14 protein-coding genes are annotated in these 12,156 nt (G+C 68.0%); 7 read left to right on the top strand and 7 right to left on the bottom strand.

Annotated features, from left to right (window positions below):
* Positions 1–6 precede the first annotated feature (6 nt).
* Genes ACFVX4_RS08455 through ACFVX4_RS08440 form a run of 4 tightly spaced genes read right to left on the bottom strand, consistent with a single transcriptional unit; the run spans position 7 to position 2,986 of the window.
* On the bottom strand, positions 7–1,329 hold the full coding sequence (locus tag ACFVX4_RS08455) for an NADH-quinone oxidoreductase subunit D (RefSeq protein ID WP_389973321.1): 1,323 nt from the start codon (positions 1,327–1,329) through the stop codon (positions 7–9).
* Positions 1,329–2,057: an NADH-quinone oxidoreductase subunit C gene (locus ACFVX4_RS08450; protein WP_389973319.1), complete on the bottom strand. Its 729-nt coding sequence runs from the start codon at positions 2,055–2,057 to the stop codon at positions 1,329–1,331. The genes ACFVX4_RS08455 and ACFVX4_RS08450 overlap by 1 nt, the downstream gene beginning before the upstream one ends.
* Positions 2,054–2,608, bottom strand: a complete 555-nt coding sequence (locus ACFVX4_RS08445; RefSeq protein WP_030926341.1) for an NADH-quinone oxidoreductase subunit B family protein — start codon at positions 2,606–2,608, stop codon at positions 2,054–2,056. Before ACFVX4_RS08445 ends, ACFVX4_RS08450 begins: the two co-directional genes overlap by 4 nt.
* 18 nt (positions 2,609–2,626) lie before the next feature.
* Positions 2,627–2,986 (bottom strand): NADH-quinone oxidoreductase subunit A, encoded by a 360-nt coding sequence (locus ACFVX4_RS08440; RefSeq protein WP_003992243.1) that lies wholly within the window; start codon positions 2,984–2,986, stop codon positions 2,627–2,629.
* 818 nt (positions 2,987–3,804) lie between these two features.
* Between ACFVX4_RS08440 and ACFVX4_RS08435 the strand changes: the two genes are divergently transcribed.
* Positions 3,805–4,644 carry a C40 family peptidase gene (locus tag ACFVX4_RS08435; RefSeq protein ID WP_389973316.1) on the top strand — a complete coding sequence of 280 codons (840 nt, stop codon included), beginning with the start codon at positions 3,805–3,807 and terminating at the stop codon, positions 4,642–4,644.
* 289 nt (positions 4,645–4,933) lie between these two features.
* Positions 4,934–6,205 carry an MFS transporter gene (locus ACFVX4_RS08430; protein WP_389973313.1) on the top strand — a complete coding sequence of 424 codons (1,272 nt, stop codon included), beginning with the start codon at positions 4,934–4,936 and terminating at the stop codon, positions 6,203–6,205.
* A gap of 183 nt (positions 6,206–6,388) precedes the next feature.
* On the opposite strand, the gene ACFVX4_RS08425 is transcribed toward ACFVX4_RS08430, so the two are convergent.
* Positions 6,389–6,580: a hypothetical protein gene (locus ACFVX4_RS08425; protein ID WP_389973310.1), complete on the bottom strand. Its 192-nt coding sequence runs from the start codon at positions 6,578–6,580 to the stop codon at positions 6,389–6,391.
* 326 nt (positions 6,581–6,906) lie between these two features.
* On the opposite strand from ACFVX4_RS08425, the gene ACFVX4_RS08420 reads away from it, so the two are divergent.
* On the top strand, positions 6,907–8,265 hold the full coding sequence (locus ACFVX4_RS08420) for an acyltransferase (protein ID WP_389973307.1): 1,359 nt from the start codon (positions 6,907–6,909) through the stop codon (positions 8,263–8,265).
* Positions 8,266–8,301: 36 nt separating this feature from the next.
* Here the strand turns inward: ACFVX4_RS08420 and ACFVX4_RS08415 are convergent, their stop codons facing one another.
* Together ACFVX4_RS08415 and ACFVX4_RS08410 are read right to left on the bottom strand one after the other, a co-directional pair.
* Positions 8,302–8,499, bottom strand: coding sequence for a hypothetical protein (locus ACFVX4_RS08415; protein ID WP_389973304.1), 198 nt, complete (start codon positions 8,497–8,499; stop codon positions 8,302–8,304).
* A gap of 8 nt (positions 8,500–8,507) precedes the next feature.
* Positions 8,508–8,765 carry a hypothetical protein gene (locus tag ACFVX4_RS08410; protein ID WP_389973301.1) on the bottom strand — a complete coding sequence of 86 codons (258 nt, stop codon included), beginning with the start codon at positions 8,763–8,765 and terminating at the stop codon, positions 8,508–8,510.
* A 252-nt stretch (positions 8,766–9,017) separates the two neighbouring features.
* Between ACFVX4_RS08410 and ACFVX4_RS08405 the strand changes: the two genes are divergently transcribed.
* The 4 genes from ACFVX4_RS08405 to ACFVX4_RS08390 all read left to right on the top strand — a co-directional run bounded on the left by ACFVX4_RS08405 (position 9,018) and on the right by ACFVX4_RS08390 (position 12,031).
* Entirely contained in the window at positions 9,018–9,872 is an 855-nt protein-coding gene (locus ACFVX4_RS08405; protein ID WP_266415666.1) for a helix-turn-helix transcriptional regulator, read from the top strand.
* A gap of 11 nt (positions 9,873–9,883) precedes the next feature.
* Entirely contained in the window at positions 9,884–10,084 is a 201-nt protein-coding gene (locus ACFVX4_RS08400) for a DUF397 domain-containing protein (RefSeq protein WP_266415668.1), read from the top strand.
* 222 nt (positions 10,085–10,306) lie between these two features.
* Positions 10,307–10,708 (top strand): hypothetical protein, encoded by a 402-nt coding sequence (locus ACFVX4_RS08395; protein WP_389973297.1) that lies wholly within the window; start codon positions 10,307–10,309, stop codon positions 10,706–10,708.
* A 96-nt stretch (positions 10,709–10,804) separates the two neighbouring features.
* Positions 10,805–12,031: an MraY family glycosyltransferase gene (locus ACFVX4_RS08390; protein WP_389973294.1), complete on the top strand. Its 1,227-nt coding sequence runs from the start codon at positions 10,805–10,807 to the stop codon at positions 12,029–12,031.
* Positions 12,032–12,156: the final 125 nt, after the last annotated feature.

Genomic DNA, 12,156 nt, shown 5'->3' with positions numbered 1-12,156 from the left:
CTTCGGTCACCGGTCGACGCCTCCCATCACGGGGTCGATGGACGCGACGGCGACGATGACGTCGGCGACCTGGCCGCCCTCGCACATCGCCGCCATGGCCTGGAGGTTGGTGAAGGACGGGTCGCGGAAGTGGACCCGGTAGGGGCGGGTGCCGCCGTCCGAGACGACGTGCACGCCGAGTTCGCCCTTGGGGGACTCGACCGCGGTGTACGTCTGTCCGGCCGGGACCCGGAAGCCCTCGGTCACCAGCTTGAAGTGGTGGATCAGGGCCTCCATGGAGGTGCCCATGATCTTCTTGATGTGGTCGAGCGAGTTGCCGAGCCCGTCCGGGCCGAGCGCGAGCTGGGCCGGCCAGGCGATCTTCTTGTCGGCGACCATCACGGGGCCGGGTGCGAGCCGGTCGATGCACTGCTCGACGATCCGCAGCGACTGGCGCATCTCCTCCAGGCGGACGAGGAAGCGGCCGTAGGCGTCGCAGCTGTCGGCGGTGGGGATGTCGAACTCGTAGTTCTCGTACCCGCAGTAGGGGTCGGTCTTGCGCAGGTCGTGCGGCAGTCCGGCGGAGCGCAGCATCGGTCCGGTGACGCCGAGGGCCATGCAGCCGGTCAGGTCGAGATAGCCGACGTCCTGCATACGGGCCTTGAAGATGGGGTTGCCGGTGGCGAGCTTGTCGTACTCCGGCAGGTTCTTCTTCATGGTCTTCACGAACTCGCGCAGCTGGTCGATCGCGCCGGGCGGCAGGTCCTGGGCGAGTCCGCCGGGGCGGATGAACGCGTGGTTCATGCGCAGGCCGGTGATCAGCTCGAAGAGATCGAGAACGAGTTCGCGATCGCGGAAGCCGTAGATCATGATCGTGGTGGCGCCGAGCTCCATGCCGCCGGTGGCGATGCACACCAGGTGCGAGGAGATCCGGTTGAGCTCCATCAGGAGCACGCGCAGGATGGTGGCCCGGTCGGGGATCTGGTCCTCGATGCCGAGGAGCTTCTCGACGCCCAGGCAGTACGCCGCCTCGTTGAAGAAGGGCGTCAGATAGTCCATGCGCGTGACGAAGGTGGTGCCCTGTGTCCAGTTCCGGAATTCGAGGTTCTTCTCGATGCCGGTGTGGAGGTAGCCGATGCCGCAGCGGGCCTCGGTGACGGTCTCGCCGTCGATCTCCAGGATCAGCCGCAGCACGCCGTGCGTGGACGGGTGCTGGGGGCCCATGTTGACGATGATGCGCTCGTCGTCGGACTTGACCGCGGACTCGACGACCTCGTCCCAGTCGCCGCCGGTGACTGTATATACAGTCCCCTCGGTCGTCGCCCGGGGCGTTGCGTGGGGAGTAGACATCAGGAGTACGACCTCCGCTGGTCCGGAGCCGGGATCTGGGCGCCCTTGTACTCGACGGCGATGCCGCCGAGCGGATAGTCCTTGCGCTGCGGGAAGCCCTGCCAGTCGTCCGGCATCATGATCCGGGTGAGGGCGGGGTGCCCGTCGAAGATGAGCCCGAAGAAGTCGTAGGTCTCGCGCTCGTGCCAGTCGTTGGTCGGATAGACCGCGACGAGGGACGGGATGCGCGGATCGCTGTCCGGGGCCGACACCTCCAGGCGGATCAGCCGGCCGTGCGTGAGCGAGCGCAGGTGGTAGACGGCGTGCAGCTCACGGCCCTTGTCGCCGAGGAAGTGGACGCCGCTCACCCCCGTGCAGAGCTCGAAGCGCAGCGCCGGGTCGTCGCGCAGGGTCTGCGCGACCCGGACGAGGTGCTCGCGGGCGATGTGGAAGGTGAGCTCGCCGCGGTCGACGACGGTCTTCTCGATGGCGTTCTCGGGAAGCAGGTCCTGTTCCTCCAGGGCCCCTTCGAGCTCGTCGGCGACTTCGTCGAACCAGCCGCCGTACGGACGGGACGTGGCGCCCGGCAGGGTCACGGTGCGGACGAGGCCGCCGTAGCCGGAGGTGTCACCGCCGTTGTTGGCGCCGAACATGCCCTTGCGTACACCGATGACCTCGCCGGTCTCGTCGCGCGGCGCGGGCACACCGTTGTTGTTGCTCTGTTCGTCGTGGTTGTCGTTCCCGCTCATCGCAGCAGCCCCTTCATCTCGATCAGGGGCAATGCCTTGAGTGCCGCGTCCTCCGCCTCGCGGGCGGCCTCCTCCGCGTTGACCCCGAGCTTGGAGCCCTGGATCTTCTGGTGGAGCTTGAGGATCGCGTCCATCAGCATCTCGGGCCGCGGCGGACAACCGGGCAAATAGATGTCAACCGGAACAATATGATCAACACCTTGAACAATGGCGTAATTGTTGAACATTCCGCCCGATGATGCGCAAACTCCCATGGAGATCACCCACTTGGGGTTGGGCATCTGGTCGTAGACCTGCCGCAGGACGGGAGCCATCTTCTGGCTGACCCGTCCCGCCACGATCATCAGATCCGCCTGCCGCGGCGATCCGCGGAAGACCTCCATCCCGAAACGGGCCAGGTCGTAGCGCCCGGCCCCGGTCGTCATCATCTCGATGGCGCAACAGGCGAGGCCGAAGGTGGCAGGGAAGACGGAGGATTTCCGCACCCAGCCGGCGGCCTGCTCGACAGTGGTCAGCACGAAGCCGCTGGGCAGCTTCTCTTCGAGTCCCATGGTGTGCCCCTCAGCCCCTCAGTCCCATTCCAGGCCGCCGCGACGCCACACATACGCGTAGGCGACGAAGACGGTGAGCACGAAGAGCAGCATCTCCACGAGCCCGAAGATCCCCAGGGCGTCGAAGGTGACCGCCCAGGGATAGAGGAAGACGATCTCGATGTCGAAGACGATGAAGAGCATCGCCGTCAGGTAGTACTTGATGGGGAAGCGGCCGCCTCCGGCTGGAGTGGGGGTGGGTTCGATACCGCACTCGTACGCTTCGAGCTTTGCCCGGTTGTACCGCTTGGGGCCGATAAGCGTGGCCATGACCACGGAGAAGATCGCAAACCCTGCCCCGAGGGCGCCGAGCACGAGGATGGGCGCGTAGGCATTCACGCTCCTCGCTCCTTCCAGTCGTCCTTGACCGTTGGACCGCATCGGGCGACCGGCTCACCGCCTCACCAAGATCGTGCACATGTGAGGCAGTTCACAAGCCCGACTGCCCCGCATCCTATGCCCGCCATCCTGTGATCTGCGACACGGGGTACGACAACGCCTTTGTGATCTCCACCACCTGACGAAGGATCATGAAGTCGGATGAGCGGTGATCTTCACACGCGAAGCGGCCGAGTGATCACGAGACGTGACATCTGATGCTGTTACCGCTGGTCAAACGGCTGCCGCCCTATCAAGAGATGGCCATACCAAGCAAATTGGCGATGGACACCCCGGGGTGATACAGGACCCGCCACCCTCCGGACTCGACCACCCGCCCCCCGACCCACCCCCGGTTCACCCGGCCCCGTCCGGACCGATCGAACTCACGCGGGGAGGGGGGCCACGAGGAGCGAAGTGGACACACAGGGTCATTTGTGATTATCGACGCGAATGAGATATCTCCCCTCGCCCGGCGGCCCCTTGGGCGCATGGCGCATAAACGCCCCTCGCACGCCAGTCGCACCGTGACCTGCGTCACTCCATCAAGGCTTCGATAAAAGCGGGCTTGGCCATCGGTGTGAACGGATGGTAAGTGGCGGGCAATTCGGGCGTATTACCGAAAGCCCGTGATCACGGCGGTGATCAGGCATGACCGTTTTGCCCGTTACGGCGTCAATAAGGGCGCCAAGAAAGCGGATTCACAGATTCCGGACGTAACTGTGTCGCAACACACGTTTCTTGATGGGAGCCCCGAGGCCCTGGTAGCGCTAGTACCCATGTCCCACACCGCTCACATACCCAGCCACCGGAAGCCCCGCCGAAACGCCTCGAAGACGGCGCTGCGGGCCGGAGTTGCCGGTGGCGTCCTCAGCACCATCGCGGTCGCAGGCGCTGCCGGTCCGGCCCAGGCCGAGCCGGTGACCCAGACCATCGAGATGCCCACCATCACCTCCGGGCTCTCCACCGCCGTCGCCGCGTCCGCCCAGGCCACGCAGCAGGTCGCCCAGGACCTGCAGACGCAGGCCCAGGAGGACGCCGCAGCCGCCACCGCGGCCAAGACCGCCAAGAAGGCCAAGGCCGAGGCGGTCCGCAAGGCGGAGGCCAAGAAGAAGGCGGAGGCGGCCGCCAAGGCCAAGGCGGAGGCCGCCGAGCGCGCTTCCCGCTCCACCGCCCGTACGACGCTCAGCGCGACCTCCGGCTCCACCACCGGCACGGCCGCGTCCACGTCCACGTCCTCCTCTTCCTCCTCGTCGAGCGCGACCGGCTCCGCCGCGGCGATCGTCGCCTTCGCGCAGGCCCAGGTCGGCGACGCGTACGTGCCCGGCGGCACCGGCCCCAACTCGTGGGACTGCTCCGGCCTCGTCCAGGCCGCGTTCCGTTCGATCAACGTCGACCTGCCGCGCGTCTCGCAGTCCCAGTCCACCGTCGGCACCCAGGTCTCGCTGAGCAACCTCCAGCCGGGCGACATCCTGTACTGGGGCAGCGCGGGCAGCGCGTACCACGTCGGGATCTACGTGGGCAACGGCCAGTTCGTCGGTGCGCAGAACTCCAGCACCGGTGTGGTCCAGCGCCCGCTGTCCTACGACCCGCCGTCGGGCGCGGTCCGCGTTCTCTGATTCGACGGAACCCCTGGGTTCACGGATTCACAAGCGTCTTCGCGGCGCGCGGCGAAGGGCCGTCACTCCCCCGCTCGGGAGCGACGGCCCTTCGCCGTTTCCGGCCGCCGTTCGCGGTCGCCGTCTCCGCCACCTCTCCCTGCCGCCGCTCCCTGTCGCCTCTTCCAGCGGAAAGGCGATCACCCCTGCCGGCGACGTTTATGTCGCGAACCTGCCGGACACCGTCCACCGACGCTTGTGAACTGGGGCGAACTGCCCTCGCGTCACCGAGCACAGGACGGCACCCGCCATGACCACCACCGCGGCCACCACCCCCTCCGAACGCACCGCCCTCCCTCCCCGCACCCCCTTGCGCGGCCGGCTCGCCGTCGTCTCCGTCATGCTGGGCATCTTCTCGATCGTCACCACCGAGATCCTGCCCATCGGCCTGCTCACCTCGATCGGGTCCGACTTCGCCGTCTCGGACGGCACGGCGGGCCTGATGATGACGATGCCCGGACTCCTCGCGGCGGTCTCCGCCCCCTTGGTCACCGTGGCGACGGCGCGTGTCGACCGGCGCCTGATGCTCTGCGCCTTCATGCTCCTGCTGGCCCTGGCCGACTTCCTCACCGCCGCCGCGACCGACTACCGCCTCGTCCTGGTCTCCCGGGTGATGGTCGGGGTCACCATCGGCGGCTTCTGGTCCATCGCGGCCGGACTGGCCGGCCGGCTGGTCCCCCCGGCGTCGGCCGGCCGAGCGACAGCGGTGATCTTCTCGGCCGTCCCGCTGGGCTCCGTGCTCGGCGTCCCCGTCGGTACGTTCATCGGCGGCCTGGCCGGCTGGCGGACGGCGTTCGTGGTCATGGGGGTGCTGAGCGTGGGCGTACTGGCCCTGATGCTCCTGGTGGTTCCGGCCCTGCCACCGGCCCAGGTCACCCGCGCGAGCCTGCTGCGCACCGTGCTCAACCGGCCCGGCACCCGGTTCGCCCTGCTCCTCACCTTCCTCATCGTTCTGTCCCATTTCGCGACGTACACCTATGTCACCCCCTTCCTGGAACAGGTCACGCACGCCGGTCCGGCGCTGATCACGGTGTTCCTGCTGGTCTACGGCGCCGCCGGGATCGTCGGCAACTTCGTCGGCGGCGCACTCGTGACGCGCCGCCCGCGCGCCGCGGTCGCCCTCGCCGCGGGACTGATCACCGCCGCGACCGCGCTGCTCCCGGTCCTGGGCAGGTGGGAGGCCGGAGCCGTCGCGCTGCTGGTCGTCTGGGGTGTCGCCTACGGTGCGGTGCCGGTCTGCTCGCAGACCTGGTTCGCCAAGGCCGCGCCCGACGCGCCCGAAGCGGCGTCCGTCCTCTTCACCGCGTCCTTCCAGGCGACCTTCGCCCTCGGCGCCCTGGCGGGCGGAGCCGTCCTCGACCGTCTGTCCGTGTCGGCGGTCATGCTGCTGGGCGGCGCGACCGCGGCTCTCGTGGTGGTCGTGACGGTCGTGACGGTCGTGACGGGGACGGGCTCGGGGCGCTTCGGCTTCCGGGGGCGTCGCGCGGTGGGCGCGGACCGTGGCATGGGCCGATCCCTGTGACCGTTCAACTCGCTTACGGGCAGCTGCACTAGCAACGACCCCGACGTCGTCGTCACCACCGGCGTCGCCCAGCTGCGCGCCTTCGTGCTCGGAGTGCAGGCCGGGGAGTTCGACCACCTGATCTGAATCCCGGCCCGCAAGGTGTTCGGGCAGCCCTTCTCAAGCCCGGTCCTTCAGGACCGGTCAACTTGACGGGCGCCCGTAACGCTTGCAGCTCAAGTAGGTCGCCGGGAGCGCGCCGTCGTCGAGGCAGATCCGCACGACTGCCGCCCCGCCAGGAACGTCCGCCGGCACGGCGAACGGGGTGAACTTCTCACTGGCGCCGCAGGTTCGGGAGGTGTAGTTGAGGCCCAACTGCTTGTTATGGTCCTCCATTTGACGGAACTTCCCGGTCGGACCGCACCAGCATAGGGCTGGTTTGCCGCCCCGGGCGTGGAGTATGCGACACCGGCCTCGATCGGCCCGACCTGACTCGGTCGGCCCGACCCGGCTTGGAACTCCGGTGGATCTCCGAACCGTACTTGCTCCGGTCGACAGAATTCTGACCTGTCCGATCCCCACGAACAAGATCGGGGCCATGGTAGGGAGAACCCCACCATGGCACGCAGTGCTGGCACCCCAATGAATTCGGGTGCTGCCACCCAATGCATTCGGGGGACCGCTTTACTGTCCGTATCGCCTGCTGACTGCAAGATGATTGCATGCAGCAAACCCCCGCTCATTCGCCCGGTCGCGGTCGCGATCCATTCATAGACGTCATCAGAGCGCTGTGCGTGCTGGCCGTGATTTCCCAGCACTGGCTCATGCCCGTACTGGCTTATGAGAATGGGCATTTGAGTACCGGGAATGCTCTCGCAAGTCCTGGCTGGTGGATTGTCACATGGCTGACGCAGGTCATGCCCATGGTGTTCTTCGCCGGCGGGGCCGCCAATTTCTTCTCGTTCCGATCGGTGAAATCGGTGCGCACCTGGCTCCGGAGCAGAATTGCGCGTCTCCTGGTGCCGGTCATACCCCTGGCAGCCGTGTGGCTGCTGCTGCCCCACGCGTTGATCGGCGCGGGTGTGCCTGAGCAACCGGTGCTGATGGCGGGCAAAATAGCCGGCCAGCTGCTCTGGTTCCTCGCCGTCTACGTGCTCGTGGTCGCGCTCACGCCGGTGATGTTCAGGTGGTACCGCCGGTACGGATGGCATGTGATCGGCGCACTCGCCGTCTGCGCCCTGGCCGTCGATGTACTGCGCTTCGAGGTCAGCCCCGCGATCGGTTTCGTGAACGCCCTGTTCGTCTGGCTGGCGGCCCACCAGTTCGGCTTCCACTACGCCGACGGCGGCCTGCGCATGCGGAGCAGGTGGACATCGGCGGGTCTGGCCGCTGTCGGCTTCGGACTCACCGCGGCCGCTGTGTTCTTCGGGCCCTATCCCGCATCCATGATCGGAATGCCCGGGGCCCCGGTCTCCAACATGAGCCCGCCGACCGCGGTGATGCTGTCGCTGACGATCGGCCAGCTCGGACTCTGGCTGACGCTCAAGCCGGTCATCACGCGATTCGCCGAACGCCCACTCGCCACCGCCGTCCTGCAATGGTGCGGAACCCGCTTCATGACCCTGTATCTCTGGCACATGCCCGCACTCGTGATGACAGCGGGAATCGCAACGGTCGGACTCGGATTCGCGACACCGACGCCCGGCAGCCCGATGTGGTTCGCGGTGGCACCGCTGTGGGTCGGCGTTTCGGGGATATTCCTGGTGACCTTCACCAGAATTTTCGGCCGGTTCGAATTCCGTCGCCGTTCCGGTGCGGCATCGGACATGAGCCTCGGCAAGGTCGTTCTCGCGGCCGTGCTTTCCGCCGGCGGCCTCCTCGGACTCGCCGCGCAGGGGTTCATTTCCCCCGGAAACCCGCTCACCCCGGTGCTCTGGGTACTGCTGGTACTGACGGGGCTGCTCGTCGTACGGGAGAAGAACACCCCGAAGGCCATTGTCGCGCAGGGCTCTCGCACCGTGCCCGTCCAGTTGGCCGTGCGACAGGAAGGTACCGGGGTGCTCTCCCGGCAGGGCACCTGACAGGAGCCTCGCACCCTTCGTGCGGGCAGGGACGCCTCAGCCTCCGGAGGCGGAGAGGGTGAACCACACCGTCTTCGAGTGCGGCGACCGCGCCCCGTACGCGGTGGTCCCCCACCGGGCGGCGAGCCCCTCCACGAGGAGGAGCCCCCGGCCGCCCTCGGCCGCACCGGCATCCGCGCCGGTCTCCGCCCCCGGGGTACGCGCAGGCAGACGGCCGGGTTCGTCGTCCGTCACGTACACCGTCACCTGCCGCCGGTTGACGGTGACCCCACCCGGACCTGCGGCGAGTCCGTATGGCAGTACGCGTTGGAGACGACCTCGCTCGCACAGAGCCGGGCGTCGTCGACGAGGCGTGGGTGCCCGGTGGCCCACAACACCGTCGCCACGAAGTCCCGCACGATCTTGGGGGCGGTGGGGGCGTTCGGCGCGACGAGCCGGTACCGCTCACCGCGTTGCGGAAGGTAGGGGGCGGGTGGCGGAGGAGCGGTTACGGAGGTCATGGCGCGGTCTCCCTGCGTGAGGCGGTCTCCGGGGACGTCGTGCGACGACTGCATTGCCCTGAGGCCCTTCGGCACTCAACTTGCCTATGGGCAGCGGCATTTCGCGGCGATGGCGCGCTTTGAGCGCCCGTCCACTGGGACCATAGGGCGCAAGAGAAAGCAGTAGCAAGGTTGCCACTGCTACTTCACGCGATCGGGTGGACCGGGGCAACCGCGCCACGCAAGACTGCGCGGCGACGAAGGATGGTGACCATGCCACCGAGGGACAACCCGACCGCACGCCAAGCACGCCTGGGCTGCGAACTGAGGAAGCTGCGCGAGCAGGCCGGCCGGACCGCCCGTGAGGCCGCCGGGCTCATCTCGACCGACCAGGCGAAGATCAGTCACATGGAAGCGGGCCGCATCGGCATCAGCGAGGCGCGGATCCGTCGCCTGGCCAGCTTCTACGCGTGTGACGACGCCGTGTTGATCGAGGCGCTGTGCGCCATATCGCAGGAACACCGGGGCCAGTTCTGGTGGGACGAGTACCGCGGTGTGCTGGCCCCGGGCTTCCTGAACATCGCGGAGCTGGAACACCACGCCGTCTACATGCGCTGCCTCCAGTCCGTGACGCTGCCGGGACTGATCCAGACGCCGCAGTACGCGCGAGCCCTGTTCGAGGGAGTGCTGCCCAAGCTGCCCGAGGACGAGGTGGAGGCGAGGGTCGAACACCGCATGCGCAGACAGGCCGTCCTCGACCGCGAGAAGCCGCCGAAGTTCGACGTCATCATCCACGAGGCCGGTCTCCGCATGCGGGTGGGCGGCCGCGAGGTCGCGCACGGTCAGCTGGTGCGCCTCCTGGAGGCGGCCGACAGGCCGAATGTGACCGTGCGCGTGATCCCGTTCGCCAGCGAGGAGTTCGTCGAGGTGACCCAGACCGTGCTGTACGCGGGCGGTGTCGCGCCACAGCTGGACACCGTTCACATCGACGCCCCGTTCGGAGGCGTTCAGCTGGACGCCGTGGCCGATCTGAACCGGTACCGCATGCAACTCGACTTCGCCCAGCGGGTCAGCCTCGCTCCCGAGGAGTCGCGAAGCTTCATTCACCACCTCGCACGAGACCTGTGATAATCCGCAGCATGAGCGCAGACATCGAGTGGCAGAAGTCGTCGTTCTCCGGCGGCGGCGGAGAACAGTGTGTCGAGGTCTCGCGGCAGGCCGAGGAGATCCTGGTGCGCGAGAGCGACGACCCGCGCGTGGTGACCAGGACGAGCCGCAGCAAGTTCGCTGCCTTCATTCAGGGTGTCAAGGCGGGCGAGTTCGACCACTTCGCCCAGTAGCGTCTGCCCGCCTGCCTCAGGAGAGCCCCCGCCCGGCGGGGGCTCTCCTGCTTTTTGACGCAACAATGCCCCGGGACATAGTTGCGCCACACATTCCCGTGACGCTACCGTCACCCTGCGTCGCCACGTGGCAAGGGCCAGCCGCACCCGCACACCGCGCGGCGCCACACCCCCCTGCCCCCGCGCCATTTGGCGCGCACCGTTGCGATCGGACGGTCGACGATGCGTACGCCCCTCAGCCCCTTACAACCGGTCGTCGAGCACGGCTACCGGTTCGAGGCCCTCCGCTACGGCCCAGCCACCGGCTTCGTCCCCGAGCCGATCGACCTGCGCATCCTGGCCACGCCCCAGGAGGCCGTCCGCGCCATCCGCGTCCAGCTCCGGGCGAACCATCTCTTCGGCCTCACGCCGCGCGAACTGATCCGCGCCCACCACTGGTCCGACCAGGGCGGCTGGGTGCAGGCCCTGGGGGCCCTCCACCGCGGCGAACCCTGCGGGTTCACGCTCATGCTGAGGGGTGGCCGGCACATCGAATGGCACGTCCGCCCGCTGACGTACGTATCGCTCGACACCCGCGCCCACCACCGTCCCGCCCCACGCCCCGTCGCACAGAAAACCGTATGAGTTAGGCTCGCCGGGGCGCAGCGAGGGCATCGATCGGGCTCAGGTATCGGCCCGCTGGGCCGGAATGTGAGGCCGCCCGTGCGGGATTACTTGCTCATGCTGTTCATCACGGCGGCCGTGACCCATCTCCTGACCGGCCCCGTACGGAAGTTCGCGATCTCGGTCGGCGCGATGCCCGAGATCCGGGCGCGGGACGTCCATCGCGAACCCACTCCGCGCCTCGGTGGCGTGGCCATGTTCGGCGGGCTGGTGGCCGGACTGCTGGTCGCCTCCCACCTGCCGCATCTGGAAGGCATCTTCACCCAGAGCTCGACGCCGCGGGCACTGCTGTCCGGCGCCGCGCTCATCTGGATCCTGGGTGTCCTGGACGACAAATGGGGCGTCGACTCGCTGGTCAAGCTCGGCGGCCAGGTGCTCGCGGCCGGGGTGATGGCGTTCCAGGGGCTGACCATTCTCTGGCTCCCGGTGCCGGGCACCGACGGGATCTACCTCTCCGACTGGCAGGGCACGCTGCTGACCGTGGGGCTGATCGTCGTCTCCATCAACGCGGTCAACTTCGTCGACGGGCTCGACGGGCTGGCCGCCGGCACGGTGGGCATCGCGGCGACGGCGTTCTTCCTGTACGCGTACCGGCTCTGGTACGGCTACGGGATCGAGGCCGCCGCGTCCACCACGCTGATCTCCGCGATCCTGGCGGGCATGTGCCTCGGCTTCCTGGTCCACAACTCGCATCCGGCCCGGATCTTCATGGGTGACTCGGGCTCGATGCTGCTCGGCCTGCTCATCGCCGGGTGCGCGGTCTCGGTGACGGGCGAGGTCGACCCGAGCCTTCTCAGCCAGTCGGTGGACGGCAGGTCCGGGTCGGCCGCGATGGTGCCGGTCTACATTCCGCTGATGCTGCCGCTGTCCGTCATCGCGCTGCCCGTCGCGGACCTCGTGCTCGCCGTCATAAGGCGTACGTGGAACGGAATGTCCCCCTTCGCCGCCGACAAGGGTCACCTCCACCACCGCCTGCTCCAGCTCGGCCACTCGCACCGCCGGGCCGTGCTGCTCATGTACTTCTGGTCGGCGCTGTTCTCGTTCGGGATCGTGGCCTACTCGGCGCGGGGCGCCAAGTCCTGGATGCTGTTCGGGGTCGCGTTCGTCTGCGCGGTGGGCCTGATCCTGCTGCTCCAGCCCCGTTACGAATCCGGCCTCACCCGCCGCCTGCTGCCGCGCAGGCCCAGGGGCCGCGTGGTCGCCACGGGCGGGAGGCGCACCGAGGCCGACGAGGTACGCCAAGTGGCGGCTCGGGCCCTCGGGTCCGATTCAAGCGAACGCTGACGCGAAGTCAGACGTACTCGCCGGCCGACAAGTGGGGTGTCGCGGACCGTTCCCCCGAAAAGGTCGTCCGGTGCGAGTTCGCCACCCGTGTCGGACAGGGCCCCGAGACAACCTGATCGCGATCC

It is taken from the genome of Streptomyces sp. NPDC058240, from assembly GCF_042882135.1.
Classification (GTDB): Bacteria; Actinomycetota; Actinomycetes; order Streptomycetales; family Streptomycetaceae; genus Streptomyces.
This window is presented reverse-complemented; position numbering and strand designations above follow the sequence as displayed.

Bases quoted from the DNA above. Each gene is read 5' to 3' on its own strand.
- ACFVX4_RS08435 (WP_389973316.1), top strand. From the start codon at position 3,805: ATGTCCCACACCGCTCACATACCCAGCCACCGGAAGCCCCGCCGAAAC.
- ACFVX4_RS08395 (WP_389973297.1), top strand. From the start codon at position 10,307: ATGCGTACGCCCCTCAGCCCCTTACAACCGGTCGTCGAGCACGGCTAC.
- ACFVX4_RS08400 (WP_266415668.1), top strand. From the start codon at position 9,884: ATGAGCGCAGACATCGAGTGGCAGAAGTCGTCGTTCTCCGGCGGCGGC.
- ACFVX4_RS08455 (WP_389973321.1), bottom strand. From the start codon at position 1,329: ATGTCTACTCCCCACGCAACGCCCCGGGCGACGACCGAGGGGACTGTA.
- ACFVX4_RS08430 (WP_389973313.1), top strand. From the start codon at position 4,934: ATGACCACCACCGCGGCCACCACCCCCTCCGAACGCACCGCCCTCCCT.
- ACFVX4_RS08410 (WP_389973301.1), bottom strand. From the start codon at position 8,765: ATGACCTCCGTAACCGCTCCTCCGCCACCCGCCCCCTACCTTCCGCAA.
- ACFVX4_RS08405 (WP_266415666.1), top strand. From the start codon at position 9,018: ATGCCACCGAGGGACAACCCGACCGCACGCCAAGCACGCCTGGGCTGC.
- ACFVX4_RS08425 (WP_389973310.1), bottom strand. From the start codon at position 6,580: ATGGAGGACCATAACAAGCAGTTGGGCCTCAACTACACCTCCCGAACC.
- ACFVX4_RS08390 (WP_389973294.1), top strand. From the start codon at position 10,805: ATGCTGTTCATCACGGCGGCCGTGACCCATCTCCTGACCGGCCCCGTA.
- ACFVX4_RS08445 (WP_030926341.1), bottom strand. From the start codon at position 2,608: ATGGGACTCGAAGAGAAGCTGCCCAGCGGCTTCGTGCTGACCACTGTC.
- ACFVX4_RS08420 (WP_389973307.1), top strand. From the start codon at position 6,907: ATGCAGCAAACCCCCGCTCATTCGCCCGGTCGCGGTCGCGATCCATTC.
- ACFVX4_RS08450 (WP_389973319.1), bottom strand. From the start codon at position 2,057: ATGAGCGGGAACGACAACCACGACGAACAGAGCAACAACAACGGTGTG.